Source organism: Pseudoalteromonas sp. Isolate3, from assembly GCF_022398505.1.
Lineage (GTDB): Bacteria > Pseudomonadota > Gammaproteobacteria > Enterobacterales > Alteromonadaceae > Pseudoalteromonas > Pseudoalteromonas apostichopi.
In genome coordinates, this window is record NZ_JAKEVN010000026.1 from 1 (window position 1) to 18,302 (window position 18,302).

Genomic DNA, 18,302 nt, shown 5'->3' on the forward strand with positions numbered 1-18,302 from the left:
AAAAGGAGCCATGCGCTCCTTTTTTATTAATAAGAAAAAAGTATTAAGGTTTAGTGTGAAAATTTCAATGATTGCTGCTATGGCAAATAACCGAGTAATTGGTCAAGACAACCAAATGCCATGGCATTTACCTGCCGATCTGCAACACTTTAAAAAAGTAACCATGGCAAAGCCTGTGATCATGGGCCGTAAAACGTTTGAATCAATAGGCCGCCCTTTGCCAGGCCGTCAAAATATTATTATCACGCGTAATGCTGATTATACCGCAGAGGGTATTGAGGTGGTTACTTCACCTGAGGCTGCGCTGGAATTGGTTGCTGATGTTGAAGAAGTTATGATTATTGGAGGTGGAAATATATACGAACAATTTCTATCTCAAGCAGATCGTCTATACTTAACATTCATCGACCTTGAAGTGGCCGGTGATACGCAGTTTCCAGATTACGAAAGTGTTGCTAATTGGACAGTTGTAGAGCAAGAACAGCATCAGCCTGATAACAAAAACTCTTACTCGTATACCTTTGTAACGCTGTATAAAAATTCGTAACATTATTGCGGTAAAAATAATTAGTTGGTACAATATTACACAATCTTGGTAAGAAGAAAGTATTACATAAGGGCAAAATATGATGAAGTTACCAAATATGTTACTTGCAGCGGCTGTTGTTTCAGCGTCAGTTGCGTATACAGCACCAGCAAAAGCTGATGATCAATTAGCGGTTTCTATCTGTGAGTACATCGCAGCTGATGATAAAAACCGTTTACGTAGTAAGCTGAAAAGCTCACGTGTGAAAATTCGTAACATCTTTGATGCTGTAAAATGTAATGGCAAAAATATGCTTCGTCATGCAATTGAAAGCGGCGCTGCGGATGCTGGTGAATACATCGTTAAGAACTTATCTAAAAGCTCTTTAGAAGACGGTGCAGACATCGCATGGGCTGAATCAAACGGTCACGGTGGTTCACCACTGATCGCTGTTATTAAAGACCGCGCTGGCCTTTAATTTAAACGCCAATAGAATTTAAGAAACCGCACTCGTTGCGGTTTTTTTGTGCCTGAATAACACCTTATAAAGTGAATACATATAAAAAAGCCGTGTTTGCTTTCACAAACACGGCTTCTATCTTTGTTAGATCGTAGCTCGTTTACAGCTTCTTAAACTTTAAACGCATCTACCGATAAACGAAGTTCTTCTGCTAACTTAGCAACTTCTGAACTCGAAATATTGGTTTGGTTTGCGCCTTCAGCTGTTTGCTCTGCGATTGCAACAATCGACTCTAAGCGTTCGCTAATTTCTTGCGATACTTGCTGTTGCTCATGAGCTGCTGTTGAGATCTCCTCACTTACGTTATGAGCTTGCGCAACGGCTGCGGTGATTGAGTCAAGAGCTGTGTTTGCAAGGTCTGATTGCTCAACACACGACTCAGCTTGTTGCTTACCTTTCGACATTGCCGATACAGCAGCCTCTGCACCAACCTGAAGCGATTCAATCATAGCTTGGATCTCTTGCGTCGATTCTTGAGTCTTACTCGCTAGAGAGCGTACTTCGTCAGCTACAACAGCGAAGCCTCGACCTTGTTCGCCAGCACGTGCAGCTTCAATTGCAGCATTCAGTGCAAGTAGGTTAGTTTGCTCTGCAATGCCACGAATAACATCTAAGATGCCACCAATTGATGCGCTATCTTTGTGTAGCTTATTGATAACTTGTGATGCATCATCAACTTCACGAGCAAGTTGTTCAATAGTCGCTTTGTTTTGCGAAGAAATACCTTTAACACGGTCAGCTTCTTTATCTGCGTTCTTGATTTCACTTAGTGCTTGTTGAGCGCTACTGCTTACTGCTTGTGATGTGCTGCTCATTTCAGTGGTTGCTGTGGCAGCTTGTTCAACTTGCGCTTGTTGATTACGAATAGCTTGGCTAGATTCTTCAGTGATTGCTGAAGTCTCTTCAGAGGCTGCAGCAAGCTGTGTAGAGCGAGAGATAATACCTTGAATAAGCGTACGTAAACTTTCGATTAGCGTATTACAACTGCGTGATAGCTCACCGAACTCGTCTTTAGCAGAGTCGTCTAGGCGTTGAGTCATATCGCCGCTAGCAACAATATCAAGAATACGGTTTACTTCAGAAAGTGGTTTAGTAATACGGCTAACAGTAATTGCTGCAACAGCAATAGCAATTAAAGTGGCGATAACCATGGCAATCCAAGTCCAAATCGTTGCCGTAGATACGTTCCCACTTACATCTTGCTGTAAGTCAAAAGCAAGGACCGTAGCTTGGTCAACAAGCTCTTTAAGTTGCTTTAGAGCTTCAGTGGTTGATTTTTCTGCATTAGCCAGCTCAGCTTGAGTTTGTGCAATTGCATCAATGAGACGTTTTTTATTTGCTGATAAACTGTTGTTGCCGCGAACGTTGTCAGCAAGACTTTCAAAATAACCATTTAGGTCATTATATAAATCCGCATTATTATCAATGATAGCTGGACGGATAAGGCCAAGGCTTCGTTCAACTTCTTCTAGGTAATAAGTTTGTTCGTTTTTGATGATATCTAAGGTATTAAGCGTTTTAACCGTTAGCATGTCTGTGCTATTAGTTACTACTGATTGGAAGTTATTTTCCATGTTATTGGCAGCTTGATAAGCACGCGAGTGGTTTTCTTCAAGACCATCAATATCAATAATATCAAGTACAACAGAGTTAGCATCTTCAGCACTTATCTCGATGTTTTCAAGCTGGGTGCGCAGTGTTTTGTTGAGCTCAAGTTGAGTTTGTTTGTCTGCAAAAAGGTTATCGACAGATTTAGCAAAGCGTTTATAAGTTTGTTCAACTTCTTGGCTGCTTTGTTTCAGTTTCGGATCGTTACTAACTACCTGTTGTAAATCTTGGTAGGAGTTATCGTAACGCTTTTTCTGTTCGTTAAAGTTTTTTCTAAGTGCAGCTAATTCATCTTGTGATGTAGTGTAAAAGCTCGCTTGCGCTGACTTACTCATCAAAATGAATTCAACTTGCAACTCATAACTTTTGTCGAGAGCCGGTAATGACAGCTGATTAACTCGCTGTGTCGATTGATCAATGTTGGTAATTCTGATCAACGAGTTACCACCAATAAATAGCAGGAGTAACGTAATAACAATAAAGCCACCCCAAATTCGCTGTCTAACGGTCAAGTTCATATGTAATTCCAGAAAATAGTACTAATCAATACTTATCGGCAAGGTTGCCAATTAGTTAAGTAATTAAATTTAATTAGCTTTAAATTAAATCAACTTTAATTTATATAAATCTAACAGATGTTCAGCTATTTTTCAGTTTATTTAGATAAAAGAGTGGGATTTTTCGACAAAACAGTCTTTTTTGCTGAGTTCCATGAGTGTCATTGCGCCTCCCCATACACAGCCAGTGTCGAGGGCATGAATATTTTCGGCGTTTACTTTACCTTCTAAAGCGGCCCAGTGACCAAATGTGATCTGTTGATTGAGTTCAGAAATATTCGGATGCTCAAACCAAGGTAGTATTGAGCTATCTTCACTAACGCTGGTTTTATTGCTGAAATCTAGCTCACCGAGCAAATTTACAAAACGCATACGAGTGAAGTAATTAACAATATAACGAAACTTGGCTTCATTACTCATCGTTGATTGCCATTCTAATGGATGGGAGTCATACATATTGGCAAAGTAATGATTGGCATCGCTACCTTGATAGCAACTTTCTGCAAAGCGAGCGCGCTTTAATGCTTTTTTAATCGACCAATTTGGATTTAAGCCGGCATGGCTTATTAGCATGTCGTAGCTTTCAAGCCACAAGGCTAAAGGCTGTTGTTGCAAAAAATGAATATATTCAGAGCGTTTTGGACTAGAAAAAACAGCATCAAGCTTATCTTTAGGATTTGCTGGTTTATTTAAATAATGACAGGCAATAAGGTGTAAGTCATGATTACCGAGGGTAATGGTCACACTGCCTTGCATTTTATAAAGACGCTCGAGGCAGGCGAGTGAGTCAGGGCCTCGAGCGACAATATCGCCAACTAAGTAAAGGTGATCTTGGCTTGGGTTGAAGTTGACACGTTTGAGTAACGTATCAAATTCACAGTAACAGCCTTGTAAGTCACCAATTGCGTAATCAGCCATTGTTACCTAGTGCAAAATGTTTGGACAGGCTAAACGAAAAACGTCGATTGGCGCTTCAAACTCAGTACCAAACTCGTTACGCATGGTGTAGTGACCTTGCATTGTGCCAACCGGGGTATCAAGTACAGCACCACTGGTGTATTTATAGCTTTCGCCAGGAGCAATAGTGGGTGTTTCACCAACAACACCTTCGCCTTGTACCTCAACTTCTTTACCATTGGCATCGGTAATTAACCAATAACGACTTAAAAGCTTAACGCTACATAAGCTGTGGTTTTTAATGGTGATTGAGTAAGCAAAAACGTATTTATCTTGTTCAGGCTCTGATTGACCTTCTACATAGAAGGTTTCAACCGAAACCTTAATTGGAGAACCTAAATTACTGCTTGTTGTCATAAATCCAATTAGCTATATCAATAAATTGTTGTAAAGATAGGCTTTCTGCACGAAGAGTGATATCAATACCTATACCTGTTAGTTCTTCAGCTGTAAGTAAGTTAGATAAGCTATTACGCAGTGTCTTACGACGTTGGTTAAAAGCTTCTAAACAAACGGTGTTTAATAACTTAGTACTTTTAGCTGAACGTTGTTCTGGCTTTTTAGGGATCAAGCGGATAACCGCTGAATCTACCTTAGGTGCAGGCTTAAAGCATTCAGGTGGCACATCAATCACTGGCATTGCGTGGCAGTAATACTGTGTCATCACACTTAAACGACCAAAGGCTTTACTGCCAGGGCCTGCAACCATACGTTTGACAACTTCTTTTTGCAGCATAAAGTGCATGTGCTCAACATTATCTGCGAACTCAAATAAATGGAATAGCAGCGGGGTCGAAACGTTGTAAGGTAAGTTACCAAAAATCTTTAACTTTTCGTCAGACTTGATCAGAGAGCTGAAATCGAACTTCATTGCATCGCCTTGATGCACTGTTAATTTAGGCCCTAAAAATGGGTGGCTCGTTAAACGTTCTGCTAAGTCTTTATCTAGCTCAACAACAGTTAGATGGCCACTTAATTCAGCTACAGGCTCAGTGATTGCACCAAGGCCTGGGCCGATTTCTACTAAATTGTCTTCAGGTTTAGGATCAATAGCCGTGACGATTTTGTCGATGATCATGTCATCGTTTAAAAAGTTTTGACCAAAACGCTTACGAGCGCGGTGTCCTAAATGTACTTTATCTGTCATTGATTCTGTGCTTTTTCATGGGCGAGCTTAATTGCTTCGCGGATCGCTAATTCAAAACTACCTACATCAGCAGTACCAGTGCCAGCTAAATCTAGTGCCGTACCATGGTCTACTGAGGTGCGAATAAATGGCAGGCCAAGGGTAATGTTGACCGAATTGCCGAAACCTTTGTATTTTAGCACAGGTAATCCCTGATCGTGATACATTGCAAGCACAGCATCTGCTTGTGATAGATATTTATCTTGAAACAGGGTGTCAGCTGGCAATGGGCCAATTAAGTTCATACCTTGGTTATTCAGATGTTCTAAAGTTGGCGTTATGGTGTCAATTTCTTCAGTGCCTAAATGGCCATCTTCACCCGCATGCGGGTTGAGTCCACACACTAATATACGCGGCTTTTCAATACCAAACTTAGTTTGTAAGTCATGGTTTAAAATCGTAGCCACTTTACTTAAACGTTCAACAGTAATCGCACGAGACACATAAGCAAGTGGTATATGTGTTGTTACGAGTGCCACGCGTAAGCCTTCTGTTGCTAGCAACATAACTACATCGGCAGTATTTGATTGCTGTGCGAAATACTCAGTATGACCACTAAACGAGATACCCGCTTTGTTGATAATACCTTTATGGACAGGTCCTGTGACAACAGCTGCAAATGTACCATCCATGTTTTTTTCGCTGGCGATACGTAGCGTATCCAACACGTATTGACCGTTAGCGTCATTAAGTACGCCGACTTCAACGTCAGTGCCTAAATCCACTTGATGTAAGTAAACACTGCCAGCAGGTGCAAGGCTTGGAGCTTTGCTATCATCAAACTCAATTAAGTTGATATCTAAGCCAAGTAATTTGGCGCGCTGTTTTAAAAGCGCACCATCAGCAATCACCACCAGTTGGGCATCCCACTGGTGCTGCGCTAACTTGATAAGTAAATCAGGGCCAATACCGGCTGGCTCACCTGGGGTAATTGCGATTCTAATGGTCATAATTTTTATTCTGTTGGGAAAATATCAACGTGCGCTTGCTCACGCATTTCTTGCTGCCAGTTGAAACTTTCTTCTTTAAATTTACGATTAAACAGTAGCTGATGTGCGCGGTTGCGCTTAGCTTGTTCAGTTTTATCTGCTACACGCTTGTCAAGAAGCTGTACAATGTGCCAACCGAATTGAGTTCTGAATGGCTCACTGATTTCATTTTTATCTAGAGAAAGCAAAGTATTTTTGAATTCTGGTACATAAGTACTTGGATCAGTCCAATCATATTCACCACCTTTCAATGCTGAACCTGGATCTTCAGAGTATTCTTTAGCAAGTTCGCCAAAATCTGCTTTGCCTTCACGTAGATCTTTAGCAAAGCCTTTTAGCATGTCACGGGCTTTTTCTTCACTTAAAATTATTGATGGTTTAATTAGAATATGGCGTGAACGAACTTCAGTCGTTTCAACTACTTGGCGGCCACGAACATCTTGCACTTTGATAATGTGGAAACCTGCACCTGAACGTAGAGGGCCAACGATATCGTCTTTTTTATGGCCTTTTACCGCTTCAGCAAACAGCGATGGCATTTCGTTGATACCCATCCAACCTAGCTGACCACCTTCAAGTGCTTTTGAGCCACTTGAAGATGAAATAGCGATACGCTTAAACTCTTTGCCTTCTTTTAAAAACTCGATAACCTTTTCTGCTCGAGTTTTAGCACTCGCGATTTCATCTGCTGACGCATCACTAGGAATATCAATCAAGATGTGACCGATATCGTATTCTTCGGCACTTTTGCCTTGGGTTTCCATGATTTTTAGAAGGTTATCGATTTCTTGCGGGCTGATATAAATACGACGGTCAACGTTCGCACGCATGACTTGTTGCGTGGTGATTTCTTTACGAATTTCTTCACGGTAAGCTGTATAGCTTTCACCTGCTGCTTCGATAGTACGGCGTAAATCCGCAATTGTACCGCCTTGCTCACGAGCCATGTTTTCAAGTGTTTGGTCTAACTGAGAGTCAGAGATCTCTAAACCCATTCGCTCAGCAAGTTGCATCATCAGAGTTTGGTTTACTAAACGCTCAATAGCTTGAATTCGAAGCGTGTCATCAGACGGTAACTCTTGACCTTGCTCTGCTGCTTGAGTTTTTACACGGTTGATAATGGTGTCGACTTCACTTTGTAGAATAACACCTTGGTTAACAACACCAACGACTTTGTCAATTTCGACAGGTGTTGCGAAAACGCTTTGGCATAGGCCAACTGTTAATAATGCAGATGCTAATAATTTTTTTAAATTCATACTTTTTCTAATACTCTTGCTAATAGTACTGCGGTACTAGTTATTAAGAAAATACGGTCTACGATAGCCAAAAATACCTTGTTGTAATAATTTTTGTGCATCATAACGGCTTTTACTTCCAAGCCCTTTTAATACGATATTGAAGCCAATACTGGTATCAAAAGTTGCTTGTTCTTGACCAATCGCCTGGTTCAAATCTGTTTCGATTTGACGACGGCCTGTGATTTGAAACGCCCAACAGCAGGATTCATACTGAAGACCGCTGAAAACTTCAATACTACGACCGCTTTCTAAATCGCGGTGGTAGCTACCAACAAACTGCCAATCTTGCGATAGCGGAATGCTTGTAAATAAACCAATTTGCTCGATTGTATTGCCTGAGACATCATTTGCATAGCGATGGTTCAATTGCACGAGCTGTTTATCGTCACCTTTATAATCTAAGGTGATATTTGATTGAATAATATCTTTGCCGTCAGTGTCGTACTGAATCCCACCTGATAAATACCAGCGACGGTGCCAATGTAACATGGTTTGCGCTGCGAACAAGGCATTGTAGTTAGTATCAACATTAATGCCTTGTGTTGTAGGTTTTGCGTCATTACTTAAATAAAAGATTTGTCCGGCACTAAAGTTAAATACTTCTTCGTTTTCATTGCTAAATAAACGGGTTGTCGCACCTAACGTAAATTGGTTCGCAGTGGCAATACGGTCGATGCTTGAGAATCGACGGTCTCTAAATAAACCAAAAAAGTCGTCTTGTAATTTTGTTGTATCGTAAAGGCCAATGTTTGATTGGTCTTTATTAGGGGTGTACAAATACTGAATTTGTGGTTCAAGTGTTTGAATACCATCTTTAAAGAAAAATCCAGTATCACGTTCAAAATTTAATTGGCTGTATAAACGCACTTTTGGCAGGGTACGCGTGACCTTTTCGTCGTAGTCGGTTCCTGTTAAATCACCATGCTGGTTATATTCTGTATGCAGTAAACTGAATTCAGATAAAAATGACCATGCATATTCTTGGTAGCCAAAGCTTGCTTTCGGTTCGATATGAACACGACTTGCTTCATCAATGACTGCGTTATCATTAGTGAAATAGCTAAGCTCACCATCAAGGGTTAAATCAACGCCATAAAAATCATACGCATCAGTTTGCGAAAAGCTAATTTGTGGCAGTGCCGCGTATGACTCGCGGTGATCACCAAGTACTTCAAAACTTTGCAACTTGATATTGGTACGCCAAGTGTCACCTAAATGAGTTAGTGAACCTGTGCGGTATAACTGAGTATCTGTGCGAGTCGCATAACCAGAATTTAAATCAGTTAAGTAGTTATCATCACTAACGTTAGTAATATCTATATTACCGCGCCAGTTTTCACCAAAGTAGCTTTGCTGCTGCCAATGGAATAGATAACGCGAGTCAACATTTGGTTCTTCATCATCTTTATCTAAGTATTCAACAGCAATAAGACCGTTGTTTTGCTCCGTTAAATAACGAAATTCACTAATAATCTGTAAACCGCGCTTTGACATATAGCGAGGCGTAATGGTGGCGTCGTAATTAGGTGCAATATTCCAGTAATACGGTGTGATGGTTTCAATACCGTAGCGGCCTGAACTTGAGAAGTTAGGTGTTAATAAGCCTGATTTACGGCGGTCATCCAATGGAAACGTAAAATAGGGAATATAAAGAACCGGCGTATCAAATACCCGTAATACGGTATTGTGGGTTTCGCCCCAACCATCTTCACTGGATAGATCAATTTCGTCAGCTTCAATTGCCCACACCGGTGTTTCGCCCGGGCAGGTAGTAAAGCTTGCGTTCATCAGGTTTAAGCCAGACTCGTTTACTGTTAGTTTTTCTGCGCCACCATGACCAAGTTGGTCGGTGAGCTTATAATCAGCACCAAGCAAGCTTAATTCAGAATTATTTAAATCCGCATTGAGCCCAGAACTATTAATTTGGCTTACTTTATCGCGATAAACGATAGGGCCGGTTGCATTAAGTAACCCACGTTGTTTGTCAATCAGTGCACTTTGTGCGGACAAATTCATCGTTAGGGTGTTAATATCTACATTACCGGTAAATTCTGCGCTTTGGGTACCCAATAGTTCAATATCATCGGATTTGATATCGATCATATTAAGTTCAAGGCCAGGGAGCGGTTGCCAAGCTCTGGTTTGCATTGAAGTGCCACAAAGATTGTGTGTCAGTTCAGTTTCGGCGAACGATGGTGCGCTAAGTACGCTTAGCATCATTATGCCCCAGGTTTTGCTCATTTAATGACCTTAATGCTCTTTGGTTGGATATAAGCTAGACATAATAAAGGAAAACAATGGCAAATACAGTAATTGACTTAGTGAAAAATAGATATCTTACTAAATGAATCGTTATAAAAGTTTACAGCAGTTTTTAAATCCTCATTTTAAAGAGGATGAATATCAATTAGCCGCCATCACTGGGGATGCGAGCTTTCGCCGTTATTTCCGCGTAAATACAAGTGAACAGAGCTATATTGTCATGGACTCAGACCCCAATAAATTAGATAACACGCCTTATATAGAACTCAATAAAGTGTTTTCTCAACATGGCTTTAAATTACCAAAAATTCTTCAAGCAGATGAAAAACAAGGTTTCTTTTTATTGAGTGATTTAGGCAATACTCACTTGGCCGATTTACTGGGCGACGAAGACCGCACTTTACACTACAAACATTTAATAAAGTTAAGTGCACAATGGGCGCAAATCCCACCTGCCCAACATATGAAAGTATTTGATGGTGAGTTTTTACAGTTTGAACTGAGCATTTTTAGAGATTGGTTAGTTGATAACTTTATTGGTGAGCAACTTTCTGTTGATGAACAGCAAATGTGGCAACAGGCTTGTGAGCTATTAGTTAATAATGCCCTTGAACAACCGATTGTTACGGTGCACCGAGACTTCCATAGCCGTAATATTATGCGCACAGGACAGCAATGGGCGATCATTGATTATCAAGATGCCGTACAAGGGCCAGTGTGTTATGACCTTGTTTCGTTATTAAGAGATTGCTATTTTAAGTTGCCAGAGCAAGAGCTCGATTACCTTTTACATTACGCTTATGACGAATTTTGCGAGCAAAAGCTTTTGCAAGACATCTCATTTACGATGTTTAAACGTTGGTTTGATTTAACTGGCGTGCAGCGTCATTTAAAAGCGGCAGGTATATTTTGCCGTTTGAAATTGCGTGACGGTAAGTCTGGCTATTTGAGTAATGTACTGCCAACCCTTACATACATCAGTAATGTCAGTAAAGAATACCCAGAGTTAACAGCCCTTGGCCAGTGGATAGAGCAGATAATTATTCCACAGACTAAGCAGCGTTTAACAAAAGAGATGAAATGAAAGCAATGATCCTAGCGGCAGGGCGCGGTAAGCGCATGATGCCGCTAACAGAAACGATGCCAAAGCCGATGCTAAAGATTAACGGCAAGCCATTATTAGAGCATCATATTAATAACTTACGCCAAGCAGGCATTACCGATATTGTCATTAACCTTGCTTGGCAAGGTGACAAAATAACAGAGTATTTTGCTGATGGTTCGCAGTTTGGTGTATCGATCACTTACAGCCAAGAGCGGGCTGGGGGTCTTGAAACCGCCGGTGGTATTATTCAAGCATTGCCGTTATTGGGTGAGCAATTTATTGTCATCAATGGTGATGTGTTTACTGATTACGATGTTACTTCGTTGATGCAGCTTCATCTGCAAGCAGGGGAGGCGCATATTGTCCTTGTTGAAAATCCTGCTCATAATCCTGATGGTGATTTTGCTCTAAGTCATCTAAGCCCAGATAGTCAAAAGTATACTTTTTCGGGTATAAGCCGCTATCATGTTGATTTTTTTGAAGGTCTCAGCGCAGGTATTCGTCCACTTGGGCCCATTTTGAGAGAAAAACTCACAGAGCATCAAGTTTCTACTGAGCTTTATTTAGGTCAGTGGGATGACATTGGCACGCCTGCCAGACTCGATGAAATAAATCAGCGTTTCACTTTGTAATAACAACAGAGGTTTGCCAAATTATGTGGGGAAAAGTACTCGGTTTTTGTTTTGGCTTTATGTTTGGCAAGTTTATTGGTGCCTTACTAGGTTTATACCTAGGCCATATGTTCGATCGCAGTTTAAAACAAGACTTTGATAAAGCAGGTGGTTTTTCTGGTTTGTTTAAAGGCGATGACATTAACGAACGCCAAGCTCTTTTCTTTTCTAGCTGTTTTGCAGTGATGGGGCATATTGCCAAATCGAATGGTCGCGTTAGTGAAACGCATATTCGTGCTGCAAGTTTGTTTATGGACGAAATGGGCCTATCGGGCGATGAGCGCCGTGAAGCTCAAGATGCCTTTCGTAGCGGTAAAGAAACGGACTTTTCATTAAAAGAAACCGTTCATGACTTTAAGGAGCGCTTTGCCCGACGTCATGATTTATTGCAATTATTCCTCGAAATACAAATTCAAATGGCCTTTTCTGATGGCCACCTTGCAGAGCAAGAAAAGCAGCTCTTGCAAGAGGTGAGTAAGCAGCTTGGTATTTCGCGCACTCAGTTCGGATTTTTATTAAAGCGCTACCAAGCCGAATTTGCGTTTCGCCAGCAACAACAGCGCTTTTATGAGCAGCAACGTCAACAAAGCCAGCAAAATCGCAGCAGTCATAGTGAACAAAGAGGGCACAGTGTGCCACCCAATAATGGTATGAATCGCGCGCAAGCTTTGGCTCTTTTAGGCTTAAACAATGATGCTTCTGCGCGAGATATTAAAGTAGCCTATCGCAAACTCATGGCTCAGCATCACCCCGATAAGCTGGTATCGCAAGGTTTACCAAAACATATGATGGAAGTGGCAGTAAAGAAAAGCCAAGATATTCAAGCAGCCTATGAGTATTTAAAAAAGGCGGCGTAGGAAGCCATCAACTTCTTTGAGCAGCCTCTCGTGCTGCTCAGGCTCTGAAGGCACACCAAATAACTCTCTTTGTCGATAGTCATATTTTGCGTGTTTTCTTACCCAGCGTTTCCTGTCTTTTACGCTTTGCAGCGTGTCAGGGTTACCCTCACTATAGAAAATATCTAATAACGGTGGGCTGATGGTCGATAGCGTAGCATTGAGATGCTGGTTACGAATACTGTTGGGTAAATAACTCCCTAAGCTAATAAAGGCGTTTAGTTCGTTATTTGGAAAGCTAGCATAGTGCTCAATTAATAGCCCTGCACTGGCACCTTGAGCCACAACAATTATGTTGCCGCCCTCATCCATTGCACTGTTATACAAGGCATTGAACCTGGCTATTAACTTTAACTTGTAATCATCAAGCACAGCTTCACTAATATTGGGTGCACCTGTAACAAAATGAGGCGCTTGTTGTGCTTGGGCTGGCGTGGCAGGAGCAGTTTGTTCATCGCTTTGCGTAGTTGACTCTTCAGCGTCTTCAGAGCTCTCAGGCATTGCCATGTCAGCAGGGTGCCAATCAATGTCTGGCATAGTCATGGCAAGAGTTGCATAGCCAATTTCATTTAACTGTTTACGTAAAAAGTTAATGCCAGCATTGTTTGTTGGTAAGTGCTGCCAATCGGGAATAATGAGCACAATTCCACGTTGACTTGCAGCCATCGATTGACGATATAAGCTGATAAACTCATCTTCACCAGCAAGCAGGGGACGCACTTCATCAGTTGGTAAAAAACGTTGAATATCATTTGTGACCAAGCTTGACCAAGGCGTCGGTTTGATAAAGTCGGCTGCATTCACGCTGCTAATCAACGCAAAACAGGCTGCGTAAACTAAGCGATGTGAGGGTTTTAAATTCATGCCGATATTACCTGAGTCATTAATTAAATCAGTGATTAACTATGTTATCGGCAGTGTTTATTAAATATTTAGCGAATTGTCTTAAAACTCAGGAGCAGCTTCAAAAATCAGTGTTTCACCGCTGGCTGGGTGAGCTAAGGTTAGCATTTCGGCATGCAGTTGTAAGCGAGGAGCCATGGCGAATGCCTCGGGGTGAGCATACAACTTATCGCCTAAAATAGGGTGACCTAAAGACAGCATGTGTACACGCAGTTGGTGAGAACGCCCTGTAATTGGGGTCAGCTCAACACGAGTTGCATTACCTTCATATTTAAGCACTTTAAAATGGGTTAATGACGGTTTGCCATTGTCGTGATCAACCATTTGCTTTGGTCGGTTCGGCCAATCACAAATAAGTGGTAAATCTACCGATCCAGTTTCTTGCTCAAGCTTACCAAATACACGAGCAATGTAGCGTTTCGCGGTTTTTCTATCTTGAAACTGAATGCTTAAATTACGATGCGCTTCTTTGTGCATAGCTAAACAAATAATGCCAGAGGTAGCCATATCAAGGCGGTGAACAATTTTCGCCGTTGGAAAAACGCGATTAATGCGAGCAATAAGGCAGTCAGCGTGTTTTGGGTCTTTTCCCGGCACAGTAAGTAAACCACTTGGTTTATTCACAATAAGTAAGTCATCATCTTGATAAACAATACTTAAATAAGGTGTCATTGGGGGATTATAATTGAGTAACACAGCCAGTCTCGATGATATGCAAGGGCGCTATTTTAAAGGAGTATGAGCGCATACACAATGCCAGTGCTGGTTTTTGAGTAGTAGCTAAGATACAGTAAATTAAGGTATGGAGTTTAAAGAAAAGGACAAATGAATGTTTCGCCTTGGTTTAATTCGCTGTAAGCCTTGTACACGTTGTGGCTTAGAAGTAAATGACCGTGAGCCAGAGTGTCCGCACTGTAAAGGCTTTTCAGACCTACAAGCCGTGTATTTGAAGCAAGCTTACAAAGACGATTTAATACAAAGAAATAAAAGCTTAGCTAAGTTATTTTGTAAGCTAGCGGCAGTGGCCGTAATTATTACCCTTGTGGTGTTTTTTGCATAAACATTTGTCATGGCTTCGCTGTTAGCTAATGAGCCGCAATTTCAAAATAGATGTTAGGGTTATCTTGAATCGTAGCCAGCACTTTTGCTGCTAACCCAGTTGGGTTTCTTCGTTTAGTTTCCCAACTTTTTATGGTGTCTGCACTGGTCCCAAGTGCCTTAGCGAATTCAGCTTGAGAAACGTTCAGTTTCATACGTATAGCTTTTACATCTGCGATATCGAATTGAGTACTACGTGCAGGAGCGACTTTTTGTTTTTTAATTTCAACAGCTTCTTGTAAAGAAGCTTTCAACTCATCAAATAAGCTCATGATTATTCACCTTTTAGTTTAATAACTAACTCTTTAAGCTGTGCCTTTTCAGACTTACTAAGAGTAGTTTTAGTTGCTTTATGATATGCCAAAACAAAGTAAATACGTTCTAAATGAGCAACAAAATAAATAACTCGGGTGCTACCGCTTTTACCTTTGTGACCCGTTGCCATTCGTACTTTTCTAAGCCCGCCAGTCTCTTTTATTAGCTCTCCTTTTAGAGGGTTGGCTATTAGTTCAATTTGCAAACTTCGTAACTCATCGTCAGTGGCAATTTGCTTTATTTGCCTAGTGAAGATGGAGGTTTCTATAAATTCAATTGCATGTGTCATAGCATTAATTCCATTTAATCTATGTTGTGTACAGTGTACACCTTGTTTCGGTAAGGTCAATGTGAGGGGAATAAAAAACGCGATGTGAAAGCACATCGCGTTTGTAGTTTTGAGTTTAGTGCTTCAACGTTAGTGCGAAACGACAATTAAACGAATTGCATCCAGTTTAACTTGGGCTTTTTCGATGTAAGTAGTGAGTTCGCTACGCTGCTTATCAAAGAAGCTTAGCTCTTCATCACGAATATTCGGATTAATTTGCTTAAGTGCCGTTAAGCGAGCTTGCTCTTCACCAAGGGCGGTTTGCATTTTCTCTAGTGATTCAGCACGCAGTGTTTCTAGCTTGGTTTGTGCCATACCTTGTGCGCTGGTGATCATTGGGTGAATGGCACTTTGTAGCGCGCTGGCTAATTTACTTGCAGTTTGGCGACCAACCGCAGACAACTGCTGATTGAAAGCATCAAAAGCAACATTATCAGCCAAGTTGTTACTGCCCTTATCTAATAAGATACGAATAGGCGTTGGTGGTAAGAAGCGGCCAACCTGAAGTGCTTTAGGCGCCATCGCCTCAGCAATGAAAATGAGCTCAACAAAGAAGGTACCAGCAGGTAGCTTTTTGTTTTTCAGTAACGCTACAGAGGCAGTACCAAAGTCATCATCACAAATCATGTCTAAGCTGCCTTGCACCATAGGGTGGTCCCAGCTGATGAAATGGGCGTCTTCTTGCGAAAGCGAGGTGCTGCGATCAAACGTCACTGTGATGCCATCATCTTTTAAACATGGGAAAGACGGATTTAGCATGTGCTCAGTTGGCTTTAAGATAATGGTATTTTCACCTTTATCTTCTTGGCTTACACCAAAAGTATCGAACACATTGATCATGTAACTTGGTAGTGTAAATTGATCGTCTAACTCTTCGATATCTGCAACAAGACTTTCTGCTCGGCCTTGGCCACTTGAATGCAGCTCTAGTAAGCGGTCACGACCACTTTCCATTTGCTTACGAAGCTTGGCATTTTGACCAGCAACTTGTTCTAGCAGTGGGTCTAGCTCTTCTTCATCGCAATTGTGTGCACCAATAAACTCAAGTAGTTCTTCGCCATACTCTTTATACAGCATTTGCCCTGTTGTCGATGTCGTTTCAAACGCATCTAGGCCTTCGTTGTACCAACGAAGTAACACTTCTTGTGCGGTGTTTTCAAAATACGGTACATGAATGTTTACGTCTTGAGTTTGACCAATACGGTCAAGACGACCAATGCGTTGCTCAAGTAAGTCAGGGTTGAGCGGTAAATCAAACAATACTAAGTGATGCGAGAATTGGAAGTTACGACCTTCAGAGCCAATTTCAGAGCAAAGTAGAATTTGTGCGCTGTCGTACTCGTCGGCAAAGTAAGCGGCTGCACGGTCACGTTCAACAATCGACATACCTTCGTGGAAAACAGAGGCTTTAATCGCTTCACGCTCACGTAGAATCTGTTCTAGGCTAAGTGCGGTTTCGGCTTTAGCACAGATAAGCAGTACTTTTTCGTGTTTAAGGGTTTTTAACGTTTCGATTAACCAATCAACACGTGGGTCAAATGCGCCCCAGCTAGCATTTTCACCTTCAAACTCTTGGAAGATCTTTTCAGGAAATAAAGCGCGAAGGGCTGTTAGCTCAGCATTTTGAATGCCGCCCATATTACCCAGTACTGACATTGCCGTTTTATATTGTTTTGGCATTGCCATTGGGTAAGCATGAAGCTTACGGCTTGGGTACCCATCAATACCACTACGGCTATTTCTAAATAAAATGCGACCCGTACCATGGCGGTCTAACAACATTGATAAAATTTCGTTGCGCGCCGTTTCATCACCTTTCTCTGCTTCGGCTAAAAGATCAGTTATATCGGTTTCTTTTAATAGCTCTTTTAATGTTGCACGAGACGCATCATCAAGGCCTTTTTCACCGAGTAATTGGTTGGCTGCTTCGGCAACCTCTTTGTAGTTACTTTCTTCTTCAACAAACGCATCGTAGTCGTAGAAACGATCTGGGTCGAGTAATTGCAGGCGTGCGAAGTGGCTGCGATGGCCTAGTTGATCCGGCGTTGCAGTTAATAAGATAAGGCCTGGAATGTCTTGGCTTAACTCCGCTATACGTTGGTATTCAGTGCTTGGTTTACCATTATTGATACTTAAATGGTGTGCTTCATCAACAACCAGTAAATCCCAATCAGCCAGAGTTGCTTGCTCAAACCAGCGTTTTTTCTTACTTAAAAATTCAAGGCTAGTAAGTACTAACTGTTCTGTTTCAAATACGTTTGGTGAGTCAGCAAAGGCTTCATCGCAACGCTCTTCATCAAAAATAGAAAAATGTAAGTTAAAGCGGCGTAGCATTTCTACTAACCACTGATGTTGTAAATTTTCAGGCACAACAATCAGTACGCGACTAGCGCGGCCACTGATGATTTGTTGATGTAAAATCATACCTGCTTCAATGGTTTTACCTAAACCCACTTCATCAGAAAGTAATACGCGTGGCGCAAAACGTTTACCGACTTCTTGTGCGATATAAAGCTGATGCGGAATAAGGTTTGCTCGCTGACCAATTAAACCTTTTAAAGGTGATTGTTGGCGCTCAAACTGATGCTGCCAAGTTTGGTAACGTAGAGTGTAGCGGTCAAAGCGGTCCACTTGACCTGCAAATAAACGGTCTTGTGGTTTATTGAATTTGATAAAGTGATCTAAAAAAGTTTCTTTTAACTGTGCTTTTTCACCGTTATCAACGCGTGTGCCATGATAGCATAGTAACTCGCCTTGCTCTTCAACTGACTCAACTTCTAATTCCCACTCTTCAACGCTGCGAATAACATCACCTGGATTAAATGCGACACGAGTAACAGGTGCTTCTGTTAAAGAATAAACTCTGTTTTCTCCACTGGCTGGAAATAAAATGCTGACCTGGCGGCCTTCAAGGGCAACTACGGTGCCTAATCCTAAATCTGACTCAGTATCACTGATCCAACGCTGACCTAAGGAAAAATTCATGTATGTCTCGTCTATGAAGAAAAAAGGCGGCTATGTTACCTGTAACGCCATGCTACTTCAAGGCAGTAAACTCGCCGCACACAATTAAATTTAGT

The 18,302-nt window shown here is 41.4% G+C and carries 18 protein-coding genes; 6 read left to right on the forward strand and 12 right to left on the reverse strand.

What is annotated here, in order from left to right:
- The first annotated feature begins 55 nt into the window (after positions 1-55).
- Positions 56-547 (forward strand): type 3 dihydrofolate reductase, encoded by a 492-nt coding sequence (gene folA, locus L1D46_RS07615; RefSeq protein WP_167658209.1) that lies wholly within the window; start codon positions 56-58, stop codon positions 545-547.
- Between the two features lie 79 nt (positions 548-626).
- A complete protein-coding gene (locus L1D46_RS07620; protein ID WP_178926594.1) occupies positions 627-1,004 on the forward strand; it encodes a DUF3718 domain-containing protein in 378 nt (125 codons plus the stop codon).
- Positions 1,005-1,156: 152 nt separating this feature from the next.
- Here L1D46_RS07620 and L1D46_RS07625 read toward each other — a convergent pair whose 3' ends face one another.
- The 7 genes from L1D46_RS07625 to lptD form a co-directional block, all read right to left on the reverse strand.
- Positions 1,157-3,172 carry a methyl-accepting chemotaxis protein gene (locus L1D46_RS07625; protein WP_239977216.1) on the reverse strand — a complete coding sequence of 672 codons (2,016 nt, stop codon included), beginning with the start codon at positions 3,170-3,172 and terminating at the stop codon, positions 1,157-1,159.
- A 141-nt stretch (positions 3,173-3,313) separates the two neighbouring features.
- On the reverse strand, positions 3,314-4,129 hold the full coding sequence (locus L1D46_RS07630; protein WP_239977218.1) for a symmetrical bis(5'-nucleosyl)-tetraphosphatase: 816 nt from the start codon (positions 4,127-4,129) through the stop codon (positions 3,314-3,316).
- Positions 4,130-4,135: 6 nt separating this feature from the next.
- Positions 4,136-4,525: a Co2+/Mg2+ efflux protein ApaG gene (apaG, locus tag L1D46_RS07635; protein WP_239977220.1), complete on the reverse strand. Its 390-nt coding sequence runs from the start codon at positions 4,523-4,525 to the stop codon at positions 4,136-4,138.
- Complete coding sequence (gene rsmA, locus L1D46_RS07640) at positions 4,509-5,315, reverse strand: 16S rRNA (adenine(1518)-N(6)/adenine(1519)-N(6))-dimethyltransferase RsmA (RefSeq protein WP_130049684.1); 807 nt, start codon at positions 5,313-5,315, stop codon at positions 4,509-4,511. Before rsmA ends, apaG begins: the two co-directional genes overlap by 17 nt.
- Positions 5,312-6,304 carry a 4-hydroxythreonine-4-phosphate dehydrogenase PdxA gene (pdxA, locus tag L1D46_RS07645; RefSeq protein ID WP_130049683.1) on the reverse strand — a complete coding sequence of 331 codons (993 nt, stop codon included), beginning with the start codon at positions 6,302-6,304 and terminating at the stop codon, positions 5,312-5,314. Before pdxA ends, rsmA begins: the two co-directional genes overlap by 4 nt.
- A 5-nt stretch (positions 6,305-6,309) precedes the next feature.
- Positions 6,310-7,602: a peptidylprolyl isomerase SurA gene (gene surA / locus L1D46_RS07650; RefSeq protein WP_130049682.1), complete on the reverse strand. Its 1,293-nt coding sequence runs from the start codon at positions 7,600-7,602 to the stop codon at positions 6,310-6,312.
- Positions 7,603-7,638: 36 nt separating this feature from the next.
- Positions 7,639-9,885 (reverse strand): LPS assembly protein LptD, encoded by a 2,247-nt coding sequence (lptD, locus tag L1D46_RS07655; RefSeq protein WP_130049681.1) that lies wholly within the window; start codon positions 9,883-9,885, stop codon positions 7,639-7,641.
- Positions 9,886-9,988: 103 nt separating this feature from the next.
- Between lptD and L1D46_RS07660 the strand changes: the two genes are divergently transcribed.
- The 3 genes from L1D46_RS07660 to djlA are packed head-to-tail and all read left to right on the forward strand — an operon-like array spanning position 9,989 to position 12,539.
- Entirely contained in the window at positions 9,989-10,990 is a 1,002-nt protein-coding gene (locus L1D46_RS07660; protein WP_130049680.1) for a phosphotransferase, read from the forward strand.
- The gene (gene murU / locus L1D46_RS07665) at positions 10,987-11,643 is read left to right on the forward strand and encodes an N-acetylmuramate alpha-1-phosphate uridylyltransferase MurU (protein WP_239977222.1); all 657 of its coding nucleotides are present in this window, start codon (positions 10,987-10,989) and stop codon (positions 11,641-11,643) included. Before L1D46_RS07660 ends, murU begins: the two co-directional genes overlap by 4 nt.
- A gap of 23 nt (positions 11,644-11,666) precedes the next feature.
- Positions 11,667-12,539 carry a co-chaperone DjlA gene (djlA, locus tag L1D46_RS07670; protein ID WP_167658207.1) on the forward strand — a complete coding sequence of 291 codons (873 nt, stop codon included), beginning with the start codon at positions 11,667-11,669 and terminating at the stop codon, positions 12,537-12,539.
- Here the strand turns inward: djlA and L1D46_RS07675 are convergent.
- Together L1D46_RS07675 and rluA are read right to left on the reverse strand one after the other, a co-directional pair.
- Positions 12,522-13,442 carry a DUF3530 family protein gene (locus L1D46_RS07675; protein WP_239977224.1) on the reverse strand — a complete coding sequence of 307 codons (921 nt, stop codon included), beginning with the start codon at positions 13,440-13,442 and terminating at the stop codon, positions 12,522-12,524. The two genes, djlA and L1D46_RS07675, sit on opposite strands and share 18 nt — an antisense overlap.
- 81 nt (positions 13,443-13,523) lie before the next feature.
- Positions 13,524-14,177 (reverse strand): bifunctional tRNA pseudouridine(32) synthase/23S rRNA pseudouridine(746) synthase RluA, encoded by a 654-nt coding sequence (rluA, locus tag L1D46_RS07680; RefSeq protein WP_239977226.1) that lies wholly within the window; start codon positions 14,175-14,177, stop codon positions 13,524-13,526.
- Between the two features lie 133 nt (positions 14,178-14,310).
- On the opposite strand from rluA, the gene L1D46_RS07685 reads away from it, so the two are divergent.
- Positions 14,311-14,541 (forward strand): hypothetical protein, encoded by a 231-nt coding sequence (locus tag L1D46_RS07685; protein WP_239977228.1) that lies wholly within the window; start codon positions 14,311-14,313, stop codon positions 14,539-14,541.
- A 25-nt stretch (positions 14,542-14,566) separates the two neighbouring features.
- On the opposite strand, the gene nadS is transcribed toward L1D46_RS07685, so the two are convergent.
- The 3 genes from nadS to rapA form a co-directional block, all read right to left on the reverse strand.
- On the reverse strand, positions 14,567-14,851 hold the full coding sequence (gene nadS / locus L1D46_RS07690) for a NadS family protein (protein ID WP_239977230.1): 285 nt from the start codon (positions 14,849-14,851) through the stop codon (positions 14,567-14,569).
- 2 nt (positions 14,852-14,853) lie between these two features.
- The gene (locus L1D46_RS07695) at positions 14,854-15,171 is read right to left on the reverse strand and encodes a type II toxin-antitoxin system RelE/ParE family toxin (protein WP_239977237.1); all 318 of its coding nucleotides are present in this window, start codon (positions 15,169-15,171) and stop codon (positions 14,854-14,856) included.
- A 141-nt stretch (positions 15,172-15,312) separates the two neighbouring features.
- Positions 15,313-18,207 carry an RNA polymerase-associated protein RapA gene (gene rapA / locus L1D46_RS07700; RefSeq protein WP_130049674.1) on the reverse strand — a complete coding sequence of 965 codons (2,895 nt, stop codon included), beginning with the start codon at positions 18,205-18,207 and terminating at the stop codon, positions 15,313-15,315.
- Positions 18,208-18,302: the final 95 nt, after the last annotated feature.

Excerpts from the sequence above, each read along its gene's own strand:
- surA (WP_130049682.1), bottom strand. The coding sequence starts at position 7,602 with ATGAATTTAAAAAAATTATTAGCATCTGCATTATTAACAGTTGGCCTA.
- lptD (WP_130049681.1), bottom strand. The coding sequence starts at position 9,885 with ATGAGCAAAACCTGGGGCATAATGATGCTAAGCGTACTTAGCGCACCA.
- L1D46_RS07620 (WP_178926594.1), top strand. The coding sequence starts at position 627 with ATGATGAAGTTACCAAATATGTTACTTGCAGCGGCTGTTGTTTCAGCG.
- rapA (WP_130049674.1), bottom strand. The coding sequence starts at position 18,207 with ATGAATTTTTCCTTAGGTCAGCGTTGGATCAGTGATACTGAGTCAGAT.
- pdxA (WP_130049683.1), bottom strand. The coding sequence starts at position 6,304 with ATGACCATTAGAATCGCAATTACCCCAGGTGAGCCAGCCGGTATTGGC.
- rsmA (WP_130049684.1), bottom strand. The coding sequence starts at position 5,315 with ATGACAGATAAAGTACATTTAGGACACCGCGCTCGTAAGCGTTTTGGT.
- L1D46_RS07685 (WP_239977228.1), top strand. The coding sequence starts at position 14,311 with ATGTTTCGCCTTGGTTTAATTCGCTGTAAGCCTTGTACACGTTGTGGC.
- L1D46_RS07675 (WP_239977224.1), bottom strand. The coding sequence starts at position 13,442 with ATGAATTTAAAACCCTCACATCGCTTAGTTTACGCAGCCTGTTTTGCG.
- L1D46_RS07660 (WP_130049680.1), top strand. The coding sequence starts at position 9,989 with ATGAATCGTTATAAAAGTTTACAGCAGTTTTTAAATCCTCATTTTAAA.
- nadS (WP_239977230.1), bottom strand. The coding sequence starts at position 14,851 with ATGAGCTTATTTGATGAGTTGAAAGCTTCTTTACAAGAAGCTGTTGAA.
- apaG (WP_239977220.1), bottom strand. The coding sequence starts at position 4,525 with ATGACAACAAGCAGTAATTTAGGTTCTCCAATTAAGGTTTCGGTTGAA.
- L1D46_RS07630 (WP_239977218.1), bottom strand. The coding sequence starts at position 4,129 with ATGGCTGATTACGCAATTGGTGACTTACAAGGCTGTTACTGTGAATTT.
- djlA (WP_167658207.1), top strand. The coding sequence starts at position 11,667 with ATGTGGGGAAAAGTACTCGGTTTTTGTTTTGGCTTTATGTTTGGCAAG.
- L1D46_RS07625 (WP_239977216.1), bottom strand. The coding sequence starts at position 3,172 with ATGAACTTGACCGTTAGACAGCGAATTTGGGGTGGCTTTATTGTTATT.
- murU (WP_239977222.1), top strand. The coding sequence starts at position 10,987 with ATGAAAGCAATGATCCTAGCGGCAGGGCGCGGTAAGCGCATGATGCCG.